General features: G+C 70.2%; 22 protein-coding genes. 9 read left to right on the forward strand and 13 right to left on the reverse strand.

Annotation, left to right across the window (positions count from 1 at the left end; all coding sequences use genetic code 11):
* Window positions 1–253 precede the first annotated feature (253 nt).
* Window positions 254–1,576 carry an MFS transporter gene (locus ABTZ94_RS26605; protein WP_351204163.1) on the forward strand — a complete coding sequence of 441 codons (1,323 nt, stop codon included), beginning with the start codon at window positions 254–256 and terminating at the stop codon, window positions 1,574–1,576.
* Between the two features lie 13 nt (window positions 1,577–1,589).
* On the opposite strand, the gene ABTZ94_RS26610 is transcribed toward ABTZ94_RS26605, so the two are convergent.
* On the reverse strand, window positions 1,590–2,318 hold the full coding sequence (locus ABTZ94_RS26610; RefSeq protein WP_351204165.1) for a DUF6585 family protein: 729 nt from the start codon (window positions 2,316–2,318) through the stop codon (window positions 1,590–1,592).
* A gap of 85 nt (window positions 2,319–2,403) precedes the next feature.
* Window positions 2,404–3,498 (reverse strand): M20 family metallopeptidase, encoded by a 1,095-nt coding sequence (locus ABTZ94_RS26615; RefSeq protein ID WP_351204200.1) that lies wholly within the window; start codon window positions 3,496–3,498, stop codon window positions 2,404–2,406.
* Window positions 3,499–3,724: 226 nt separating this feature from the next.
* On the opposite strand from ABTZ94_RS26615, the gene ABTZ94_RS26620 reads away from it, so the two are divergent.
* Window positions 3,725–4,609 (forward strand): LysR family transcriptional regulator, encoded by an 885-nt coding sequence (locus ABTZ94_RS26620; protein ID WP_351204167.1) that lies wholly within the window; start codon window positions 3,725–3,727, stop codon window positions 4,607–4,609.
* A 70-nt stretch (window positions 4,610–4,679) separates the two neighbouring features.
* Here ABTZ94_RS26620 and ABTZ94_RS26625 read toward each other — a convergent pair whose 3' ends face one another.
* Both ABTZ94_RS26625 and ABTZ94_RS26630 read right to left on the reverse strand, forming a co-directional pair.
* Window positions 4,680–5,294, reverse strand: a complete 615-nt coding sequence (locus ABTZ94_RS26625; protein WP_351204202.1) for a flavin reductase family protein — start codon at window positions 5,292–5,294, stop codon at window positions 4,680–4,682.
* 25 nt (window positions 5,295–5,319) lie between these two features.
* Window positions 5,320–5,892, reverse strand: coding sequence for a choice-of-anchor A family protein (locus ABTZ94_RS26630; protein WP_351204204.1), 573 nt, complete (start codon window positions 5,890–5,892; stop codon window positions 5,320–5,322).
* Here ABTZ94_RS26630 and ABTZ94_RS26635 point away from each other — a divergent pair.
* Complete coding sequence (locus tag ABTZ94_RS26635) at window positions 5,848–6,018, forward strand: hypothetical protein (RefSeq protein WP_351204169.1); 171 nt, start codon at window positions 5,848–5,850, stop codon at window positions 6,016–6,018. The genes ABTZ94_RS26630 and ABTZ94_RS26635 overlap by 45 nt on opposite strands.
* 117 nt (window positions 6,019–6,135) lie before the next feature.
* Here ABTZ94_RS26635 and ABTZ94_RS26640 read toward each other — a convergent pair whose 3' ends face one another.
* Window positions 6,136–6,330 (reverse strand): hypothetical protein, encoded by a 195-nt coding sequence (locus ABTZ94_RS26640; RefSeq protein ID WP_351204171.1) that lies wholly within the window; start codon window positions 6,328–6,330, stop codon window positions 6,136–6,138.
* 188 nt (window positions 6,331–6,518) lie between these two features.
* On the opposite strand from ABTZ94_RS26640, the gene ABTZ94_RS26645 reads away from it, so the two are divergent.
* The 3 genes from ABTZ94_RS26645 (at window position 6,519) to ABTZ94_RS26660 (ending at window position 9,471) form a co-directional block, all read left to right on the forward strand.
* The gene (locus ABTZ94_RS26645) at window positions 6,519–6,896 is read left to right on the forward strand and encodes a hypothetical protein (protein WP_351204173.1); all 378 of its coding nucleotides are present in this window, start codon (window positions 6,519–6,521) and stop codon (window positions 6,894–6,896) included.
* 661 nt (window positions 6,897–7,557) lie between these two features.
* Entirely contained in the window at window positions 7,558–8,553 is a 996-nt protein-coding gene (locus tag ABTZ94_RS26655; protein WP_351204175.1) for a helix-turn-helix domain-containing protein, read from the forward strand.
* Window positions 8,554–8,562: 9 nt separating this feature from the next.
* Complete coding sequence (locus ABTZ94_RS26660) at window positions 8,563–9,471, forward strand: hypothetical protein (RefSeq protein WP_351204177.1); 909 nt, start codon at window positions 8,563–8,565, stop codon at window positions 9,469–9,471.
* Window positions 9,472–9,869: 398 nt separating this feature from the next.
* Here ABTZ94_RS26660 and ABTZ94_RS26665 read toward each other — a convergent pair whose 3' ends face one another.
* A complete protein-coding gene (locus ABTZ94_RS26665) occupies window positions 9,870–10,718 on the reverse strand; it encodes an enoyl-CoA hydratase/isomerase family protein (RefSeq protein ID WP_351204179.1) in 849 nt (282 codons plus the stop codon).
* A 70-nt stretch (window positions 10,719–10,788) separates the two neighbouring features.
* A complete protein-coding gene (locus tag ABTZ94_RS26670; RefSeq protein ID WP_351204180.1) occupies window positions 10,789–13,017 on the reverse strand; it encodes an acetate--CoA ligase family protein in 2,229 nt (742 codons plus the stop codon).
* 308 nt (window positions 13,018–13,325) lie between these two features.
* Here ABTZ94_RS26670 and ABTZ94_RS26675 point away from each other — a divergent pair, with 308 nt between their 5' ends.
* Complete coding sequence (locus ABTZ94_RS26675; RefSeq protein WP_351204182.1) at window positions 13,326–14,207, forward strand: NAD(P)H-binding protein; 882 nt, start codon at window positions 13,326–13,328, stop codon at window positions 14,205–14,207.
* An 18-nt stretch (window positions 14,208–14,225) separates the two neighbouring features.
* Here the strand turns inward: ABTZ94_RS26675 and ABTZ94_RS26680 are convergent, their stop codons facing one another.
* Together ABTZ94_RS26680 and ABTZ94_RS26685 are read right to left on the reverse strand one after the other, a co-directional pair.
* Window positions 14,226–15,215 carry an AraC family transcriptional regulator gene (locus tag ABTZ94_RS26680; RefSeq protein WP_351204184.1) on the reverse strand — a complete coding sequence of 330 codons (990 nt, stop codon included), beginning with the start codon at window positions 15,213–15,215 and terminating at the stop codon, window positions 14,226–14,228.
* Window positions 15,216–15,262: 47 nt separating this feature from the next.
* On the reverse strand, window positions 15,263–16,450 hold the full coding sequence (locus ABTZ94_RS26685) for a flavin-containing monooxygenase (protein ID WP_351204186.1): 1,188 nt from the start codon (window positions 16,448–16,450) through the stop codon (window positions 15,263–15,265).
* Window positions 16,451–16,619: 169 nt separating this feature from the next.
* Between ABTZ94_RS26685 and ABTZ94_RS26690 the strand changes: the two genes are divergently transcribed.
* Both ABTZ94_RS26690 and ABTZ94_RS26695 read left to right on the forward strand, forming a co-directional pair.
* Window positions 16,620–17,072, forward strand: a complete 453-nt coding sequence (locus ABTZ94_RS26690; protein ID WP_351204188.1) for a DoxX family membrane protein — start codon at window positions 16,620–16,622, stop codon at window positions 17,070–17,072.
* The gene (locus tag ABTZ94_RS26695) at window positions 17,069–17,488 is read left to right on the forward strand and encodes a Zn-ribbon domain-containing OB-fold protein (protein ID WP_351204190.1); all 420 of its coding nucleotides are present in this window, start codon (window positions 17,069–17,071) and stop codon (window positions 17,486–17,488) included. The genes ABTZ94_RS26690 and ABTZ94_RS26695 overlap by 4 nt, the downstream gene beginning before the upstream one ends.
* A 67-nt stretch (window positions 17,489–17,555) precedes the next feature.
* Here ABTZ94_RS26695 and ABTZ94_RS26700 read toward each other — a convergent pair whose 3' ends face one another.
* The 4 genes from ABTZ94_RS26700 to ABTZ94_RS26715 all read right to left on the reverse strand — a co-directional run bounded on the left by ABTZ94_RS26700 (window position 17,556) and on the right by ABTZ94_RS26715 (window position 20,587).
* Window positions 17,556–18,143 (reverse strand): DUF1707 SHOCT-like domain-containing protein, encoded by a 588-nt coding sequence (locus ABTZ94_RS26700; RefSeq protein WP_351204192.1) that lies wholly within the window; start codon window positions 18,141–18,143, stop codon window positions 17,556–17,558.
* Window positions 18,144–18,200: 57 nt separating this feature from the next.
* Entirely contained in the window at window positions 18,201–18,785 is a 585-nt protein-coding gene (gene pspAB, locus ABTZ94_RS26705) for a PspA-associated protein PspAB (protein ID WP_351204194.1), read from the reverse strand.
* A 9-nt stretch (window positions 18,786–18,794) separates the two neighbouring features.
* Window positions 18,795–19,706: a zinc metalloprotease HtpX gene (gene htpX, locus ABTZ94_RS26710; RefSeq protein WP_351204196.1), complete on the reverse strand. Its 912-nt coding sequence runs from the start codon at window positions 19,704–19,706 to the stop codon at window positions 18,795–18,797.
* Window positions 19,707–19,888: 182 nt separating this feature from the next.
* Window positions 19,889–20,587, reverse strand: a complete 699-nt coding sequence (locus ABTZ94_RS26715; protein WP_502967311.1) for a pyridoxine/pyridoxamine 5'-phosphate oxidase — start codon at window positions 20,585–20,587, stop codon at window positions 19,889–19,891.
* Between the last annotated feature and the right edge of the window lie 175 nt (window positions 20,588–20,762).

Genomic DNA, 20,762 nt, shown 5'->3' on the forward strand with positions numbered 1-20,762 from the left:
CGATAGGGAGCCCGCTCCCTATCGTGGGGGAGGTCGTTAGGCCGGCGGCAACAACGCCACGAGCCGACGGCCGGAGGGGATGTTGGGCGTCTCGCTTCCCTACTCCTCGCCGTCCTCGTCCAGACCGACCGCGTCCGGGGCGCACAAGGGCCGTAGCGTGCCGGGAGAGGCTGACCTCTGTGGCCCGATTCCTGCGAAGCATGTCCCTCCGGCCACTCGTGAGGGCGTATGCCAGGACCCGATGCTCAGTGACGTGACCCAGACAACCGACAGCGCCGCCACCCGGGACGACGACCGCCAGGCAGCCCGCACACCCTCCCGCCGACGCGTTCACCGCGCCTGGATCGTCGCCGTCGTCACCTTCGTGACGATCATCGGCGGCGCCGCCTTCAACTCCCTCCCCGGCCTCCTCATCGACCCGCTCCACACGGAGTTCGGCTGGTCGCGAGGGCAGATCGGACTCGCCGTCTCCATCGACATGGCGTTGTACGGGCTCACCGCACCGTTCGCCGCCGCACTGATGGACCGCTTCGGCATCCGCAGGGTCGTCGTCGTCGCGCTCAGCGCGGTGGCGGCCGGGGCGCTGGCCAGCGTCTGGATGACGGCTGCCTGGCAGCTGGTGATCTATTGGGGGCTGCTCGTCGGCCTCGGTACCGGTTCGATGGCGATGGCCTTCTCGGCAACGGTCACCAACCGCTGGTTCGTCGCCCGGCGCGGCCTGGTCACCGGCATCCTCACCGCGGCGGGCGCCTCCGGCCAGCTGGTGTTCCTGCCGCTGTGCGCCTGGATCGTCGAGGAGCACGGCTGGCGCCCGGCCTCGGTGACCGTCGCGCTCGCCGCCCTGGTCGTCGTCCCGTTCGTCTGGCTCCTGATGCGCGACCACCCGGCCGATGTGGGCCTCGCCCCGTACGGCGGCACGTACGTGGCCAAGCCCGCACCCGCACGCGGGGCGGCGAGGCGCACCGTACGCGTACTGGCCGACGCGGCGCGCACCGGGCCGTTCTGGCTGCTGGCCGGTACGTTCGCGATCTGCGGGGCCTCGACCAACGGCCTGATCCGTACACACTTCGTGCCGTCGGCCCACGACCACGGCATGCCCATCACCGCCGCGGCCTCGCTGCTCGCCGTCATCGGGGTCTTCGACATCATCGGCACGGTCTTCTCCGGCTGGCTCACGGACCGCTTCGACGCCCGTCGACTCCTCGCCGTCTACTACGCGTTGCGCGGCATCTCGCTGCTCTTCCTGCCGATGCTGATGGCGCCGACGGTGCATCCGCCGATGGTGTTCTTCATCGTCTTCTACGGTCTGGACTGGGTCGCGACCGTACCGCCCACGCTGGCCCTGTGCCGCGAGCAGTACGGCGAGGACAGCGCCATCGTCTTCGGCTGGGTCCTCGCCTCCCACCAGGTGGGCGCGGCGCTGGTGGCGTTCCTGGGTGGTGTGGCGCGCGATGTGTTCGGCTCGTACGACATGGTCTGGTACGCGTCGGGGGCACTGTGCGCGACGGCGGCGCTGATGGCGTTGGTGATCCGGCGGGTCCCGGAGCCGTCGGGTGCCGCCGCCGGACTCGGCTGACGGTTTCGACCGGTCAGGCGGAGAGGTTCTCGGCGACCGCCAGAAAGACGTGGAAATTCGCGATGTCGCTGACCGCGACGCTGCACCAGCGGGCGGAGTCGCTGGTCCTCATGATGTGCACACTGCCCGCCCCGACCTGGATCTGCTGGACGTCGGACCAGGGGAGGTGGCCGTTCCTGGTGGTGGCCATGCCGGTGCGGGAGAGCGAGAGGTCACCGAAGTTGACCGTCCGGCCTTCCGCGATCGATTGCAGGACCGCCGGGCCCTGGGCGCGGAGAATGGCCCCCTGCATATGAGGTCCCCAGGTTCCGGGGCCTTCGTAGAATTCCGTGATCGTCGCGCTGACGCGGCCCGGGCCGACCGCGGAGTAGACGTGGTTGATGGGGCCGGGGACACCGTTGATGATCTTCTGGGTGATGTCCTGGTAGAGCCGCACGGAATCCCAGCGGATGACGACCACGCCGTCGCCGGACTGCGGGTGCACGATCATTCCGTTCTCGAACAGGTGGAGACGCTTGGCGGCCTGTTTCCTGCTGAAGTCCGGAGTCCGGCGCAGCCACCAGAAGAACAGCAGGCCGGGGATCACGAAGATGAACAAGAGGTGGATGGTCGTGAAGATGTAGAGGGCGAAGACCGGTTTGCTCAGGCGTTTGGGGGTGAACGTGCCCTGCAAGGCGCCTAGTTGGTGACGGTCGGCCAGTTCGGCGGCCTCGGGCGACAGGGCGCCCGGTGTTGCTGTCATGATTCTCTCCTTCGCATGCGCGTCGGAGTGACCGCGGGTTCGGGTCACGTCCGGGTGACGGACTTGGCACGGGCGGGGGGTCCGGTCATCGCCGGGTCCGTGCGATCAGTTGGGCGAGCAGGCGGGTACGGGGGAGCATCTGCCCGATCACGACATGCTCGGTGTCCGCGTGGGCGCCGCTGCCGACGCCACCCAGACCGTCCAGTGTCGGGCAGCCCGTACCCGCGGTGTAGTTGCCGTCGGAGGCGCTGCCCACGGCGACCCCTCGTAGTGGCGTCTGCCCCAACTCTGCGGCGATCGAGGAGGCGAGGGCGAACAGCTCGGCGGAGGATTCCGGTTCCATGGGTGGCCGTCTCCTGCCGCCGAGAACCCTCAGTCGCGCCCCATGCGTCCGGGCGCTCAGCCCGTGCATGAGCGTGTCTATCCGGTCCTGCGCCGCCGCGGTCGGCACACGTACGTCCACTGACACCTTGGCCTGCGCGGGCACCGTGTTGAGGGTGCTGCCGGCGGACAGCAGGGTGGGCGTGACGGTCGGTGCGCCCAGCGGCGAACCGGTGGGGCCCATCGAGGCTGCGAGCCCGGCGATGGCCAGCACCTGGTGAGCGGCCTCGATCGCGGCATTGACCCCCTTGTCCGGCTCCAGACCCGCATGAGCGGCCCTGCCGTGCACCACGACCTCGTACCGGGAGGTGCCCTTGCGGGCGGTCTTGAGGGCGCCCTCCGCGTTCGCGGACGCCTCCAGCACGAAGGACGCCGCACAACCGCGTGCGGATTCCTCGATCAGCTCCCGGGAGGTCGGCGAGCCGACTTCCTCGTCCCCGTTGATCAGCACACACACGCCGTCCGGGGACGGCAGGGATGCCAGGGCGTGGAACATCTGCACCAGCCCGGCCTTCATGTCCAGGACCCCGGGGCCCCGGGCGGCCCCGTCGGCCACCGACCAGGGATGTGTCTCCAGCGAGCCCATGGGCCACACCGTGTCGTGGTGTCCCACCAGCAGGACCCGCGGAGTGCCGAAGACCCACCGCAGATGGGGCACCCCGCCGATCACGATCGTCTCCGGCGCCCGGCCCAGCAGCCTCGCTCCCTGGGCGCCGACGACCTCGGCGCTGCGCGCCAGCGCCGCGTGGTCGGCCGAGAAGGACTCGCAGACCACGAGCTCCTCCAGATCCGCCAGCATCGCGGGCAACGCGAACGCGGCTCCTGCGGTCACCGGGCCCGCTCCGGCTCAGTTCTCGGCAATAACTGCATGGTTTCTCCTCGGAGTTGATCTGGGTGAAGGTCACGGGGCGGCGGTTCCGGCCGGCGGCCCTCGTCGCGGAAGCGCGACCACATGATTGACGCTAGGGCGGGACAAGGCATTCCACCAGCGACTAGATTGCATGCGACCCATGCTTGGAGGGAATGTGTTCGAGATCGACGCACTGCGGCTGCTGGTGACGGTGGCCGACACCGGATCGTTCACGAAGGCGGCGGTCCGGCTCGACTACACGCAGTCCGCGGTGTCCCGGCGTATCGCCTCGTTGGAGAAGGAGGCGGGCGGGCCGCTGTTCGAACGGTTCGCCCGGGGCGTCCGGCTGAATCCCGCCGGTCATGCGCTGCACCGTCACGCCGTGGAGGTGCTCGACCGTCTGTCGGGGGCGGAGCACGAGCTGACCGTGATCCATTCCGGGCACGGTGGGACGCTGCGTGTGGGTGCGTTCTCCACCGCCAACATTTCGTTGATGCCCGTAACTCTGCGGGCGTTTGTGCAGTCCAGGCCGGATGTCGACGTCATCGCGGTCGAGGGCCGGAGTGGCGTGCTGATGCAGCGCCTCGCGGAGGGGGCGCTCGACCTCGCCGTGGTCAGTGACTATCCGTCCGGTCTGCCGTCGGCCGACGGTGTCGGCACGGAGGTTCTGATGGAGGACGAACTGTTCGTCGTTCTGCCCCGGGACCATCGCCTGGCCGGTGCCGGGGCGATCGATCTGCGTGAACTGCGCGAGGAGGCGTGGCTCCAGGACTCGCCCACGGACCGGCCCACGATGCTCGCCGAGGTGTGCGCACGGGCCGGCTTCCAGCCGAGGAAGATGGTCAGAATCGCGGAGTGGACCGGGAAGTTCGGCTACGTGGCCGCGGGGCTCGGTGTTGCGCTGGTCCCCTCGCTGGCCGCCTGGGCGGTCCCGGACGAACTGGCCCTCTGCCGGCTCGGCGACCTCGCCCCGCGCCGGACGGTGCATGTCGCGCTGCCCGCCGCGCCGCTTCCGGCGGCGTTGAAACTGCGGGAGTTGCTGCACGAAACCGTCGGCTGAACGGTCACTCGCCGTACCGGGCGGAGGCCCTGGTGCACGTTCGCCCGTTGGCCGGGGCCCCGGTGCACGCTCATCCGGTGAGCGGCCCGAACCGTCCGAAGGCCCCCCGGTGGAACAGCAGCGGATCACTCCCGTCCGCCGCCCCCAGCGCCTCCACCCGGCCGACGACGATCAGATGGTCGCCCCCGGTGTGGACGGCCTGGATACGGCAGTCGATCCAGGCCGGTACGGAGTCCAGCAGCGGCGACCCGGTCGCCGGAGCCGCCTCGTACGACACCCCCGCGAACTTGTCGGCCCCGCTCACCGCGAAGCTCCGGCACAGTGCGCCCTGGTCCGCGCCCAGGATGTTGACGCAGAAAGCCCCGGCGCGAGCGATGCGCGGCCAGGTCGTCGACGTACGGGCGACCATGAACGTGACCAGCGGCGGGTCCAGGGAGAGCGACGCGAACGACTGGCACGCGAAGCCGGCCGGTCCGTCCGCGTCGTCCGCGTCGTGTGCGGTGACGATGGTGATGCCGCTGGCGAAATGGCCCAGTACGCGGCGGAACTCGCCCGGGTCGACCGGCAGCCGCTCGTCGTCGGCGACGGCCCGCAGATCCGGGCGCGGCAGCGGATCGACCGGCGTCGGCCCTGCGGTGGTGGCGGCGCCGACGGACCTGAGGTACCGGACGGCGGTGGCGGCCATGCCTGCGTGTCCCATCACCCTACGATTAGAGCTGACGGAACGTCAGATAGGAAGGGTGGGGAGGAAGATGACTGGGTCCGGGTCCAAGGATGCCCCGGCGGCTGCTTCGGATCACGTCGATTTCTGCGACTGCCGGCCCCGTTCGACCTGGACCCGGGCCTGGACCTGGACCCGGACCTGGATTTGAGCACCGGGTGAGACTGGCGCCATTCAGGGTCACATTGGCGCCATCGGTCGCCGGTTCCTGGGCAAGTGCGGAGGAGTAGGTCCGGAGCTTGGCGAACTCGGCGTCGAAGTCGATCAGACCGGCGTTCTGGCGGAACGTGCCGGAGTGCAGCTCGATGGCGCGCTCGCGGACCTCGCCGCCGACGACCGCGTTGCCCTTCATCACCGCGGTGACCGATTCGCCGTTGACCAGGTCGCCGCGGACGACGAGCGCCGCCCGGTCGGGCAGGGCGTCGACCTCCGCCGCCGAAAGTTCGTTGGCGGCGCTGAAGCCGCCGCGGAAGTCGGCGTTGCCACCGACGACCACCGCGCCCTCCGCGTCGGGTGAGTGGACATCGTCACCGAGGACGAACTCACCGTACTTGCCGGCGATCCCAAAGGCATCGGTGGCGCATCCGGCCGAATCGGCGGGAGCGGCCTGTGCGGCCGGGACGGCCGTGAGTCCGAGGACGAGGACTCCGCCGAGCGCGGCGGCTGCAGCGTTCCATGGCGGCTTTGATCATATTTTTCACACAATGAAACATTGGTCAAGACCAATGCTGGAAGTGCTGGCAAAATGCTAGGAAGCGGAGTTTTGCCCGGTTGTTGATGTGTGGGTGGCGCGGCATCGGGTGCGTCAGGCGGTGTTGACGGCGAGTTTCGGCGAGTTGCGACGGGGCGCGGCGGATGCCGAGACGACGCCCGGGGGTGCGGAAGTGTTCCCCGGCCTGCCGGACTTGCGGCCCGGGCCGCGCTGCACGGGGGCCGGGTCCTGGCGCGTCCTCGGCTGCGGCGCGCTCGCGTCGGGATCGTCCGACGCCTCGGCGATCACGGATCCGCGGATTCTCCGGCGTGAGCGGGGTGCCTGTCCGTACGATCCCGGCGGGAGGTGGCCGACATGATCGAGGATGCGGAGCCGGACCTGCCGAACTGGCACAGCCACCCGCGCGTTGGACAACGTGCTCGCAGGCAGAGATCTCGGCCTGTACGACTATGTCGGGCGGGAGTTAACCTCTGTGCATGTCTGGGAGTCGGCTCGGCCAGTTGAGTCTCCGCGCTGATGCGTTCTATTGCCTGCTCGTCGGGCTGGTGATCGCTTCAACTGCGCCCCTGACCGCGACTGCGGTGAGGCTGCCGGCACTCGTCGTCGGCGGCATCGGCGGGGCTGTCGTGCTGTGGGCCGGCGTCGTGTGGCGGCTCAGTGTTCGCCCTTTGGCTGGGAGCCTGCGTCTCGCACTTGTGGCGAATGTACTTGCGGCATGCGTGCTTGCTGCGGTGTCTGTGGCTGCAGCGAGCACACTTGTCCTGCTCACTCTTGTGGCGGTCGCGACAGATGTCGCTGGTTTCGCGGGCAGTCAGATCGTTGCGCTCAAGCGACTGGCCCGCGAGCTGTCTTGACGAGTCGACGCGAGCGCATCCAGGGTGCTGATCACTCCGAGCCCTCCTGCCGAACATTCCTCGCATGATCGTCACGACACCTGCGCTCCATTGAGCTCGTTTCACCTTGAAGTTGCTGGCCACGGGGCTGGTGTGGGTCGTTGATTGCACACGACACGTCAACCACTTCCGGAGGCTCGGACGTTACGGCCACTGCGGCCATCGTGTGGTCAGCCGGGCCACCTCACGGGCGTGGTGGTGAACTTCCCGTCAGCCAGCTTGCGTAGCCAGCCCCGCTCGGCCAGCCGGTTCAGCTTCGAGCGCACGCGCTTGCCGACCGCTGGGGTGTCAGTCCCGGGCCCTTCCCCCGGAAGACCGTCTGGGCCGAACTCGACCTCGTACCGTGACCGCCGCCACCGGGTCGTGGAGTTCCACGATCCGGTGGTCCGCGACGCGGCGTCGCACGACATCAAAAGCCTTGAAGAACTTGGGAAATGACCCTTCCCAACCCCACCCTGCCGTCCGTCACCCACATGGGTGAGATTGGCCAACTTGGCTGCTATTCGGTCCGGTTGGCCGGCATATGCTCGCCGCGACGAACAACCCCAGACACGCGACGGCCCCCGGCCGGGACTGGCATCCCGATCGAGGGCCTGACCACCGAGGAAGTAAGGGCTTCCCGATGGATACCCAGCAGATTAGCGCGCCCTCGCGCGCCCCGTCCCACGTACGCGGAGACGCCACGCCGTCCTCCGGCGTCGTGCACGACAACTCCCGGCACACCAGCCGTTTCACGGTCGTGGGCAACCACCTCACCCAGCACCGCGAGCTCTCCCTCACAGCGATCGGGCTCGCCGCGCACATCCAGTCGCTGCCCGCCGGAGCCAGGATCGGCATCCAGGACCTCGCCGGCCGCTTCCCGGAGAGCGAGGCCCGGATTGCCGCCGCGTTACGCGAACTCGAAGCCCACGGCTACCTGCGACGCATCCGCACGCGCCTGGTCGACGGCCGGATCGTGACCCGTACCGTCTCCTGTAATCAGCCTGCCGAACGGCGGACCACAGAAGCTGCTCCGGGCCGCGAGTGTCCACCGAGCCCGCAGCGTACGGTCCGGCCGCCCGCGTCGATCCGGCCCTGTCGGGAGTCCGAAGCCGACGACATGCCTCGGCTCAGGCCTGCGGCCCGAACCGCGCCCGCACCACGCCATGAGCCCGCACCCATGGCACGCCGTGAGCGCGCCCTACACAGCCGGTCCACGCCCCTCCTCGTGCCGCAGCCGGCCTTTCCTGCCCCGCCCCTCCTCCGGACCGCCACCGACCTGCTCGCCGGACTGCACCTCCAGGACCCGCGCCTGCTGCTCTCCGCGCAGGACGTGGACGTCCTGGCCCCGGGCGTCGCCGCGTGGCTGGAACGCGAGGTCGGCCCCGCCGCCGTACAGCACGCCCTGACCAGCGAACTCCCACCCGAAGGGCTGCGCCGCCCCGCCGGTCTCCTCGCCCACCGGCTCACCGCCCGGCTTCCGCCACCGCCCCCGTTCCGTGATCGGTCCGATCTCCCGCCCAAGGCGCTCCCGCTACAGAACTGCGACGGCTGTGACCGGGCATTCCGCGCAGCGGAGCCAGGAGAGTGTCCCGACTGCCGGACCGACAGCTCCCATCCGACCGCTCAACAACTCTAGGAAATCCACATGGTCAGCTCGTCCCACGAGGCGATGCACCGCATCTTCCAGGAGTACCCGGGACTTTTCTCACACGTCTCCGAGGTGCTGGGCGTCGCGATCGGCCCACCCGCCTCAGCCACCGTCATGCCTACGGACCTCACCGAGAACAGGCCCCTCGAACGCCGTGTCGACACCCTGCTGCGCATCGACATGGAGGATGACCAGTCGTACCTCCTCGCGATCGAGGCCCAGGGCAAGAAGGACCCGGAGAAACCGGCGAGCTGGATGTACTACCTGTCCTACTTGCAGGCGAAGTACAAGCTGCCGCCCATACTGCTGGTCGTCTGCCAGGACCGAGCCACCGCCGAATGGGCCGCACGCCCGTTTTCCGTCGGCCACCCGCAATCGCCCGTGCTCACCCTGCAAGCCCTCGTCGCAGGCCCGCACAACATGCCAGTGATCACGGATGTGGCTGAGGCCCGCAAGGACCTGGCACTGGCCACGCTGGCCGCGATCACACACGCGGGCGATCCGGACATCGGTGCCATACTCAAAACGCTGTCGACCGCTCTGCGGGACGTACCGGAAACCATCGCCGACCCCATCGTCGAACTCATCGCACAGGGCCTGGGCAACCGCCCGGCCGCACAACAGTGGAGGAACCTGGTGGCCGTGGACCTTTCCTTTTACAAGTCACCCCTCTCGGAAGAAATCCGGGACGAAGGCCGTGAAGAGGGCCGTGAAGAGGGCCGTGAAGAGGGCCGCGCAGAAGGCCGCAAGGAAGACATCCTGCTCTTCCTTGCACAGGCCGGCATCGACGTGCCCGATGAGGCTCGCCAGCGTATTTCGGACTGCGGAGATCTGGACACCTTGAGCCGCTGGCTCCTGCGCGCTCCCACCGCTGCATCCGTCGAGGACGTCTTCATCGAGAAGTAGGCAGACTGCGGCCGGGACCCACCGGTGGCCCACGCCGACCGGTGGGTTCCGGCCGCCCAGCCCTGGAGAGGCGTGGTTCCCATGGACCTTTCTTTCTACAAGTCATCGCTCTCGGAAGAAATCCGGGACGAAGGCCGCGCAGAAGGCCGCGCAGAAGGCATCGCGCGGGGCATCCTGCTCCTCCTTGCCCAAGCCGGCATTGACGTCTCCGACGAGGCTCGCGAGCGCATCACGGGCTGTACCGACCTCGACATCCTGAGCCGCTGGCTATTGCGCGCTCCCACCGCCACATCTGTGGAGGACGTCTTCATAGCGGATTGGCCGACGGGAAGCACTGCACCGGCACCCTTCCAAGCGGCTTCCGTAGAGGGAGGAACACAAGCGTGCCCCGGGGCCGCTCACAGCCCCCGGTACTTCGGCGTGCGCCGCTCGATGAAGCTCGCCACGCCCTCGTTGGCATCCTGCGTCGTCATATTGATCTCCTGGGCCATCGCCTCGGCCGCGAAGGCCGTCGCCCGGTCGGAGTCCAGCGATGCGTTCACCAGCTGCTTGGTGAGGGCGATCGCACGGGTCGGGCCGTCGGCCAGCCGCTGAGCCCACGCGCGGGCCGCCGCTTCCAGCTCCTCGTCCGGGACCACCCGGTTGACCAGCCCCAGACGTTCTGCCTCCGCCGCCGGGAGCGAGTCGCCGAAGAACATCAGCTCCTTGGCGCGCTGCGGGCCGATCAGGCGCGGCAGCAGATACGTGCCGCCACCGTCCGGTACGAGGCCGCGGCGTACGAAGACCTCGATGAACTTCGCCGACTCGGCGGCCAGCACGAGGTCGCAGGCGAACGCGAGATGAGCGCCGATGCCGGCCGCCGTGCCGTTGACGGCCGCGACGACCGGTTTCTCGCAGTCCAGGACCGCGGCGATCAGGCGCTGCGCGCCGAGCCGGATGGTGCGGGCCACGTCGCCGGGTACCCGGTCGCCCGTCGACGGGGTGCCGCGCAGGTCGGCGCCCGCGCAGAAGCCGCGGCCGGTGGCGGTGAGGACGACAACCCGGACCGCCGGGTCGGCGGAGGCCTCGGCGAGGAGCGCGATGACGCGTTCCCGCTGGTCCCAGGTGACGGCGTTCATCGCCTCGGGGCGGTTCAGCGTGATCCACGAGACGCCGTTGTCAGTGGCGTGGAGTATCAATGAATCGAGCGGGTCGGCCGGCGCGGCGGACCCGGTGTACTCGGCGGTGTCTTCGGGGGAGGACGGCATGAGGCAGCTCCTTGGCAGGGGGGGTGACGGGTGGGGTGCCGGGCGGCGGGACCAGCTGCCCGGTGACCGGTCAGCGGCAGACGGCCAGCGCGTCCAGTGCCACCGCGCCCTGTCCCCGCCCCAGCACCATCAGCGGGTTGATGTCCAGCTCGGCGAGGTCGTCGCTCAGTTCCAGCGCCATCCGCTGCACCCGCAGGACGACCTCGACGAGCGCGTCCACATCCACCGGGGGGCCTCCGCGTACGCCCTCCAGCAGAGCCCGGCCGCGCAGTTCGCCGAGCATCGACCGCGCCTGGTCCTCGCCGAACGGCGGCACCCGTACCGCCGCATCGTGCAGCACCTCGACCAGCACACCGCCGAGCCCGACCGTCACCGTCGGCCCGAACAGCGCGTCGTGCGTGACACCGACCATCATCTCGACGCCCCGTTCGACCATCTGGCAGACCAGGACACCGTCCAGCTCGACGCCTTCGTAGCGGGCGATGTCGGTCAGTTCGCGGTACGCGTCCCGCACTTGACTGGCGGAGGTGAGCCCGACCTTGACCAGGCCCAGCTCGGTCTTGTGGGCGAGCCGGGCGCCCGACGCCTTCATGACGACCGGGTAGCCGACCAGTCCGGCCGCCCGGACGGACGCTGCGGCGCTCGTCACCAACTGCTCGCGCGGGACGCGGATTCCGTACGCCCGCAGCAGCTGCTTCGCCGCGTGCTCGCTCAGCTGGTGGCCCGGGCGCATCAGTGCCTGCGCCTTGCGGAACGAGGGCGACGGCGTGCGCGGCGCTTCGTCGAAGGGGGAGCGGTAGGAGGCAGCGAACCGGTGGTGGTCCAAGTAGGCTTTCACGGCGGTGATGCAGTTGCCGAAGGTACGGAAGGTGGCGACGCGGGACGAGCCGAGCAGCGTCGTACGGTACGCGGCCTCCGTGCCGACGGGCGATCCCCACACCACGCACACCAGCTTGTCCGTGGTCTCCGCAGCGTCCACCAGGTCCTGCGCGAGCCGGTCGCTCATCGGAGGAAAGGGGCCGGTGATCGGACAGATCAGCACCCCTACGGCGGGGTCTGCGAGGATCGCGTCGATGATCTTCCGGCCGCGCCAGTCGCCGACCGGATGGCCGCCGTTGTCGACCGGGTTCGCCACGTTCAGATAGCCGGGAATCCACTCGTGCAGCTCGCGCTGTTTCTCCTCGGACAGGGTGGGCAGTGGCAGCCCGGCACCGGTCGCCAGGTCCGAGAAGTGCGCCCCCGTGCCGCCCGAGATCGAATACACGACGACCCCGTCGGCCACCGGCTTTCGTGCCCGGGCCAGCAGGGCCGCGGTGTCCTGGAGCTCGTCGAGCCCATCCACCCGGATCACGCCGAACTGCCGCATCGCCGCGTCCACCACCTGGTCGGCGCCGGTCAGCTTGCCCGTGTGTGACGCGGCCATCCTGGCCCCCGTCTCCGTACGTCCCACCTTGACCGCCACGACCGGGACGCCGGCCCGTGCCGCCCGGTCCGCGGCCAGCAGAAAGGAGCGCCCTTCCTTGAGCCCCTCCACGTAACAGGCGATGGCCCCGACCTCGGGGCGCTGCGAGAAGTACGAGATGAAGTCGGCGGTCTCCAGATCCGCCTCGTTGCCCGTGGGCGCCCAGTGCGAGAGCCGCACGCCCAGCTCCTGAAGGGTGTAGACAGGGCGCCCCTGGTGACCGGACTGAGTGATCAGCGCGATCGCCGGCCCGTCCAGATCGTCCCGGAATTTCTCGAAGGCGTTCAGGTTGGTGTTCGGTCCGAGCAGCCGCAGCCCGGACCGCTCCACCGCTGCGGCCAGCCGCGCCTGGGCGGCTGCGCCCTCCTCACCGGTCTCGGCGAAGCCGGAGGCGAAGGCGACGGCGAACTTCACCTTGGCCTGCGCGAGTTCCTCGATCAGCGGGAGCGGATCGCCGACCAGCAGCACCGCCAGATCGACCCGCTCCGGCAGGTCCGCGACGGAAGGAGAACAGGGCCGCCCGAACACGGACTCCCGGGTGGGATGCACGGGATGCAGCCGCGCCCCGACCCGCTCGGCCCAGGCGATCAGCTGCCGGGTGATGCCGGTATTGGGCCGCCCTTCGGTGTCGGACGCGCCGATGACGGCCACGGACTCGGGCCGGAAGAACCGGTCCAGATCCGGCACGGGCGCGTGCAGCGGGCGGCCGCTGACATCGAGATCGCCCTCCGCGGCGGCGGCCGCCATGCTGTGGACGATGGCATACGGCTCTTCGCCGCAGGCCACCACCCTGGCGCGGAAGTCGGTGGTGAGGGTGCCGTGAGTCGATCCAAGCATCGTTCCGCCCACTCCTGCTCGAAGTCCGTCAGGTGCTCGTGCTCGCGGCCAGCCTGAAGCTGACGCCTTGTCAGGTTACTGAACTGACGGCCCGTCAGGAATGAGTGTGCAGGCAAAGGCTGAGACGGGTGCGTGGGGACGAACCCGGAGTCTGTGGGACAGGTGCCGGTCAGGTGGGCGAGCTCGTCCCGATCCACGACCGCAGCATGGGTGCCCGCTATTTCCTGTTCTGGCGGCCGGACGCCCGGACATTCATTCCGGATTCTGGGACATGGCCGGTGGGCGGGGCGCTGGGACAGGCTTTCCGTATGACGCAGAAAGCACAGAACACACAGAACCCCCGAACCGACCAGCCCGTACTCGTCATCGGAGGTACCGGCAAGACCGGACGCAGGGTCGTGGACCGGCTGCGGGAACAAGGGGTGGAGACGCGGGTGGCGTCGCGGTCCGGGGAGACACCGTTCGACTGGGACGACCGGGGGACCTGGGGCGCGGCGCTGGAGGGGGTCGGGGCGGTGTACATCGTTCCGCTGGACCTCGCTCCCTCCCGGACCCCCGCCCTGGTGGAGCAGGCCGTGGCGGGCGGGGTCGGGAGGCTGGTGCTGCTGTCCGCCCGGGGCGCCGACGTGCCGGGGTACTTCGGGGATTCCTACGACGGGACCGGGCCGCACATGGAGGGGGAGATCGCGGTGCGGGCCTCGGGGGTGCCGTGGACGGTCCTGCGGCCCGGCTGGTTCGCGCAGAACTTCAGCGAGGGGGTCTTCCGTGACGGGGTGATGGGCGGTGAGCTGGCGCTGCCTGCCGGGGACGGGGCCGCCGCGTTCGTGGACGCGGACGACATCGCGGACGTCGCCGTCGCCGCGCTCACCCGGCCCGGCCACGAGGGTCAGGTGTACGAGCTGTCCGGACCGAGGGCGCTCACCGTCGACGACGCGCTGGCCGAGATCGCGAAGGTCACCGGGCGGCGGGCCGGCTACGTCCCGGTCCCCGAGCAGGAGTTCGTGGCGGGACTGGTCGCCCAGGGGATGTCCCCCGAGGAAGCGGCGCTGTGGACGGACGCGATGAAGCCGATCCGTACGAGCCGGGAGGCTCCGGTCACCGACGGAGTGCAGCGGGCGCTGGGGCGCGCGCCGCGGGACTTCGGCACATTCGTGCGCAAGGCGGCCGACGCGGACGCCTGGACCGGCTGAGCCCGGGGGAGGGGGGCGTCAGCCTGCCGGGACCTCCCGGTCCGGTTCGCTCCGTACCGCGGGCTCGCGGCGGTACGCACTCGGGCTGACGCCCCGGACCCGTTTGAACGCCGCGCTGAAGCCGAACGCGTCGGCGTACCCCACCCGGCGGGCCACCGCCGCCACCGTCAGGTCCCGGCGGCTCAGCAGATCGGCGGCGAGCGTCATGCGCCATTCGGTCAGATACGCCACCGGGCCCTCCCCGACCAGTTCGGTGAACCGTTTGGCGAACGTGGTGCGCGAGACCCCGGCCCGTGCGGCCAGCTCGGCCGTCGTCCACGGATGCGCCGGCTCCTCGTGCATGGCACGCAGCGCCGGGCCCGCCACCTCGTCGCCGAGCGCGCGGTACCACATGGGTGGGGCCGCCTCCGGGCGGTCGAACCAGTCGCGCAGCGTGCACACCAGCAGCCAGTCCAACAGCCGGTCCAGCACGATCTGCCGGCCCGGCCGCACCTTGCCGATCTGAGCCTCCAGATAATCGCGCAGCGGCGAACAGTCCTCTTCGTCCGGTACGACGAGCACTGGAGGAAGGGCCTGGAGCAGCCGTTGCGGAACCTCGGCGTGTACGTCATAGGCGGCGGCCAACAGCACGGTGGGGCCGGCGAGTTCGCCCGGCGGTGCCGGGTCGGTACCTGGTCCGGCGTCCCAGTGCACCTCTCGTGCGGACGCACCCGGGCCCGTACCCGTGGCCGGGTCGTCGGTGAAGACGAACGGGGCCGGCCCCCGTACGATCGCCGCCTCGCCGACCCGCACCCGGCGCGCGGCGCGATCACCGCTGTCGCTGCCCTCGTCGACGCCTTCTCCGATCCTGCCTTCCGGGATGATCCAGCCCTCGCCGCGCAGCGGCACGCACAGCGTCAGATACGTGTCGTCCGTGAATCTCAGCGACCACGGCGGCCACAGCACCGAGCGGCCGAAGACCGCCCCCTTCCCTCGCACACCACGCAACAACTCGTCGAACACGTCCATACGCCAACGGTACGCACACGGGGCGGCGGACCGGCGGCCCCGGACAGTCAGCCCGTGTGCGCCAGCTTCTTGGCGATCTTCTGTGCGTCCAGGGCCATTTCGCGGAACATGCCGCTGATCGGGTTGGTGAACCCGGTGAAGTACAGGCCGGGTGCCTGCTTGGGCGTGCGGCCGCCGTGCACCACCGGCCGGCCCCGCGCGTCCAGTACGCCGAGGTGGCCGACCAGCCCCTCCAGGGCCCGCCGGTAGCCGGTCGCCGCGATCACCGCGTCCGGGGTGATCCGGCCCCCGTCGGCCAGCACCACCGCGTCCTCGTCGAACGACTCGACGGCCGCCACCGGCACCACCAGGCCGCTCTTCACCGCGTCGATCAGCCCCACGTCCTGCACCGGAATGGCGCCGTCCTTGACCCGTGAGTACAGGCCGGTGTCCGGGCGTGGGAGCCCCTGTCCGGCGAGGTCGGGCACGGCTGTCCGGGCCATCAGGCCCCCGGCCCGGTCGACGAGCCGGACCGGCAGCCTGCGTACGAGGATGCCGGTCGCCTGTGCGGGCCAGCCCGCCGTCGAGCGGCGCACGATGTGCGGCACGGTGCGCACGGCGATCCGTACCCGGGACGCGCCGCCCTCCACCAGGTCGGCGGCGATCTCCGCGCCCGTGTTGCCGATGCCGACGACCAGGACGTCCCTGCCCGCGTACGGGGCGGGATTGCGGTAGTCGGAGGCGTGCACCAGATCGCCGGTGAAGCTGTCGCGGCCGGACCAGTCGGGGATGCGCGGGGTGTGGTTGTAGCCGGTGGCGACGACGACGGCCCGGCCGGTCAGTACCCGGCCGCCGGCCGCGGTCAGCTGCCAGCCGGCTCCGTCGGAGGCCCGGTCGATCCGGGACACCTCGACGCCCGTCACCACTTCCAGCTCGTGGTGCTCGACGTACTTCTCCAGATAGCGCACCACATCGTCCCTGGCCACCCAGCGTCCGAACCGGCGCGGCATCGCAAGCCCCGGCAGCGCCGACCAGCGCCGGGTCGTGTGGAGGCGCAGCCGGTCGTAGTGGCGGCGCCAGGACGCCCCCACGTTCTCGGACTTCTCCAGCACCACCGCCCGTACCCCCTGCTCGCGCAGGGCGGCCGCGGCGGCGAGACCGCCCGGGCCGCCACCGATGACGTACACGGGCCGGTCCTCAACGAGGCCGGTGAGGGCCAGGGCGGGGCTACCGGAGGTAAGTGCGCTGTCGGGCATGGCTCGGAGCGTAATCGCGCGCTCACTTGATGGGTCTCGGCCAAGACCGGAATCGGTTGCGAATTGATCACGTGCGTGTGGCTCTTGCGTGCCTCCCGCGTGCCCCTTGCGCAAGCCGTCGCCATCAGGTGAACTGACGTACCGTCAGATTCAGTGAGCGGGAGGCCCCATGCAGACGATCTGGCTCAGCGGCGCCGAGTGGCTCGCCGTCCTCCGGATAGGCCTCGGCCTGTGGTGGCTCGAGAGCTGGCGGCACAAGGACAAGAAGGGCTGGTTCGAGCGCGGTACGGGCATCGCCTGGGCCGCGGACGTGGCGGGCAAGCATCGGTGGACGGCCGTGCGCACCGGATTCCAGCGGATCGTCGCCCCGCGCCCCAAGGTCATGGCCTACCTCGTCGTGTACGCCGAACTCGCCCTGGGCCTCGGCCTGATCGCCGGATTCCTTACCCCCGTCGCGCTCGTTGCCGGACTCCTCCTCAACCTCCTCTACCTCGTGCTGATGATCCACGACTGGGCCGAGCAGGGGCAGAACGCGATGATGGCGCTCATCTCGCTCGTGGCGCTGTTCGCGATGTCCTGGCAGACCTGGTCCCTCGACGACGCGATCGGACTCTTCCTGTGACCTCGGCCGCCGTACGCTTCGACCTGCCGGAGCCCGACGCCTTCACCCGCCCCTACTGGGACGCCGCCGCCCAGGGGCAGTTGCTGCTCCGCCGCTGCCGCGCCTGCGGGCGCGCCCACCACTACCCGCGCGAGTTCTGCCCGCACTGCTGGAGCGAGGACGTCACCTGGGAACGGGCGAGCGGGCGCGCCACGCTCTACACCTGGTCCGTCGTCCACCGCAACGACCTGCCGCCGTTCGGCGCCAGGGTCCCGTACGTCGCCGCCGTGGTCGACCTGGCCGAGGGGCCGCGGATGATGACGGAGATCGTGGGATGTGAGGAATCCGGCCTCGCCATCGGCATGGCGCTGCGGGTGGCCTTCCGGCGGGAGGAGGGGGAAGAGGCCGTTCCGGTCTTCCACCCCGGAGACTGCTGAGGTTTCCTGAGGCTGCTGTGTAAGGACGACGGCTTCCGAAGCGGGGCCCGGCGCGAGTCGGTGCGACTCAGGGCTCCATGCTGCGCAGCTTGCGGCGTTCGCGGAACTTCGGGTGGCGGACGACTACACCGCCCATGCCGCAGGAGCCCGTCAGCCGCAGGAGCGGGGCGCCGGGCTTCCTCTCGTCCGTGGTCCTGGCCTTCAGGCCGCCGAGGCCGTGGTCCAGGCTGTCGGTGTGTACGGACCAGCCCTCCGGGATCACGATCTTCACCCCGCCCATCTCTCCGCGCACTTCCAGTTCGATCTCGCGCAGCCGGCACTCGGCGCGGGTGAAGTCGATCCTGACGCCACCGATGCCGCCCTGGGCACGTATCACCGGGGGCACCTTCCAGACACCCGAGCGCGTCACGCCGTGCATGCCGCCCTTGAGGACCAGCGGCTCGCCCGTGGCCACCTCGATGGGGACCAGGTCCTCGGTGAGGGGCGCGAGTTCGGCGTAGGTCTTGGCGGACAGCGCCTGCCCGAGCCGGGTGTCCAGCTCGTCCATGTCGATGCGGCCCTCGGCCGCCGCCTCCCGCAACTGCTCGACCACCGCCTCGCGATCGGCATCCGAAGCGCGCATACGGCCGGCGGAACGGGAGGGCTCAGCAGTCATGGAAGCGATGATACGGGTGGGTGCGGCGCCGGGCCCCCTGTCATCGACCTCCCCGCGTCACAGCCCCGGCGCCCCCCACACCGGGAACCACCGGGCCAGATCCTTCTCCATCCGGAGGTCGTCCCCGAGTACCGCCCTGACCTGCAACTCCAGCTGGTTGTCACGCTTCTCGGCGCCGCCCGGCAACGGCGCGAACGGATAGAACGTGCCGCGCTTGTAGAGGTAGACCAGGGCCAGCGGACGCTCCCGCGCGTCCCGGAAGCCGATCAGGGAGCAGAGCAGCTGCGGCCCGAAGCCGCCGTCCTGGAGCAGGGTGTTGACCGCGTGCAGGTCGTTGACCAGAGTGGCAACGTCGTCGGGGGGCTGGCGGGCGAGCAGCCAGGTGTAGCCGTACGTGTCCTGGCTGAACTCCACCGGAATGCCGCCCCGGCCGGTGTCCGCGTCGAGCAGTTCGCGTACGTCCTGCTGAATACGGGCGAAGGTGCCGCCCTCGACACCCGCGAAGCAGACCGATCCGAGACCGGTGGGGGTGAAGCCTGCGCCGGCCTGGAGGGTGAGGGCGGCGGAGGGCACGGCGAAGAGCTGGTCGAGGTCGGGGCGGACCGGTTTGCTGCGGCCCAGGATGGCGTCGAGAAGACCCATGAACATTCCTTACGGGCGGGCGAGGTCGGCGGAGATGCGGGCCAGCTGGTCCAGGCGCTGTTCGAGGGTCGGGTGGGAGGAGAGCAGCCGGCTCAGGCTCTCCTTGGAGGAGAACGCGGGAACGAAGTAGAAGGCGTTGTACGGCTCCGCCTTCCGAAGGTCCTCGGTCGGGATGCGGGCCATCTGGCCGCTCACCTTGGTGAGGGCCGAGGCGAGCGCCGAAGGGCGGCCGGTGAGCAGGGCGGCGGCGCGGTCGGCGGAGAGCTCGCGGTAGCGCGAGAGCAGCCGGGTGAGCAGGAAGCTGAGGCAGTACACGACCGCGCTGGCCAGTGGGATCAGCATGACCGCGATGCCTACGGGGTCATTGCTCCGGGTGTTGCGGGAGAGGCCGCCCCACAGGGCGACGCGGGTGATGATGCCGGCAAGCACACCGAGGAACGAGGCGATCGTCATGACGGCGACATCACGGTGCGCGACATGGGACATCTCGTGCGCGAGTACGCCCTCCAGCTCCTCCGGCCCCAGCCTGCGGAGCAGACCGGTGGTGGCACAGACGAGGGCGGTCTTCTCGCCCCGGCCGGTGGCGAAGGCGTTCGGCACATCGCTCTGGGCGATCGCCACCCGGGGCTTGGGCATGTCGGCCAGCGCGCAGATCCGGTCGATGGTCCCGTGCAGCTCGGGCGCCTCCTCGGGGGTGACCTCCCGGGCGCCCATGCTGAAGGCCGCGATGCGGTCGCTGAACCAGAACTGCGCGATGAACATGCCGCCGACCAGGATCAGGATGATCGGCCAGGCACCGCGCAGCACAGCGAGGAGCACGCCCACCAGGACCACGTACAGCAGACCGATCAAGAACATCGTGGTCACCATGCGCGTGGCCAGCCCGCGGTCGGGGGCGTAACGGGAACGGGTTCGGCTCATCGGTGCCTCCAGTCCTCACCTGTCTCCCATAGTGCTCCTTCACGGTTGAATCCGAATAAGACCGACCGGCACATGGGGGGCGGCGGCGCCGCGCCGCCCCCCATGTGCCGGTCGGTCTGAACAACGCGGTCCGTGAGTGCCCCGTCTCCAGGTCCGTTCCGGGCGGCCCGCGGGCGCTGTTCCTAAGGCCAGAGCAGTTCCCGCGTCCAGTCCGCGCCGTCCCGCCGGTAGCGCAGCCGTACGTGACGGCGCCTCGCGTCGCCCTGGAAGTACTCAACCTCCCGTGGCTCGACCACGTACCGCGTCCAGCTCGCGACCTCCGCGTCCGGCTCGGCCGACGCCCGTTCCCAGGCGGCGTCGGCGGTCCGGGCCAGTTCCTCCTGCGAGTCCAGCACCTCGCTCTGCGACCCGGTCAGCGCCGATGCGAGCGCCCCCGTCGAGCGGGCGTGCAGATCGGCGAGGCTCTCCGCCCGGCTCGTCTCGATGACCGGTCCCCGCACCCGTACCTGCCGTCCCTGCGCCGGCCAGTAGAAGCCGAGCGCGGCATGCGGGTGGGCGGCGAGCTGGCGGCCCTTCGCGCTGGTGCGGTGTGTGGCGAAGTGCCAGCCGCGCTCGTCCGCGTCGTGCAGCATCAGCGTCCGCACATCGGGCCGGCCTTCGGCGTCGACGGTGGCCAGCGACATCGTGTGCGGCTCGGCCTGCCCGGCGGCCACGGCCTCGGCGAACCAGGTGTGGAAGAGGGGGAGCGGGGCAAGGGGCGCGGCGTCCGGGTCGAAGACGGGAAGGTCCACGGCCCAGACCCGCTGGGCGTGGAGCAGGTCCAGGAAGCTCTGCTGTGCGTGGGTCCTCTGTACGTCGCTCATGGACCCATTGCAGCGCATGGCCCCCGCCCGGGCCCTTACGGCCTCCCCCACGACAGGGAGCGGGCTCCCGACGCCCTGCGACTCCGCTTGCGCGTTGCCGTCAGTCAACGACGCTCCTTCCCCGAGCTCTCGGCTTCGCTCGACCAGGGGAGACCCATCCGATTCCTTCCTCCGCCTTGCAATCGAAGCCGCA

The organism is Streptomyces sp. NPDC002785, from assembly GCF_040295565.1.
Lineage (GTDB): Bacteria > Actinomycetota > Actinomycetes > Streptomycetales > Streptomycetaceae > Streptomyces.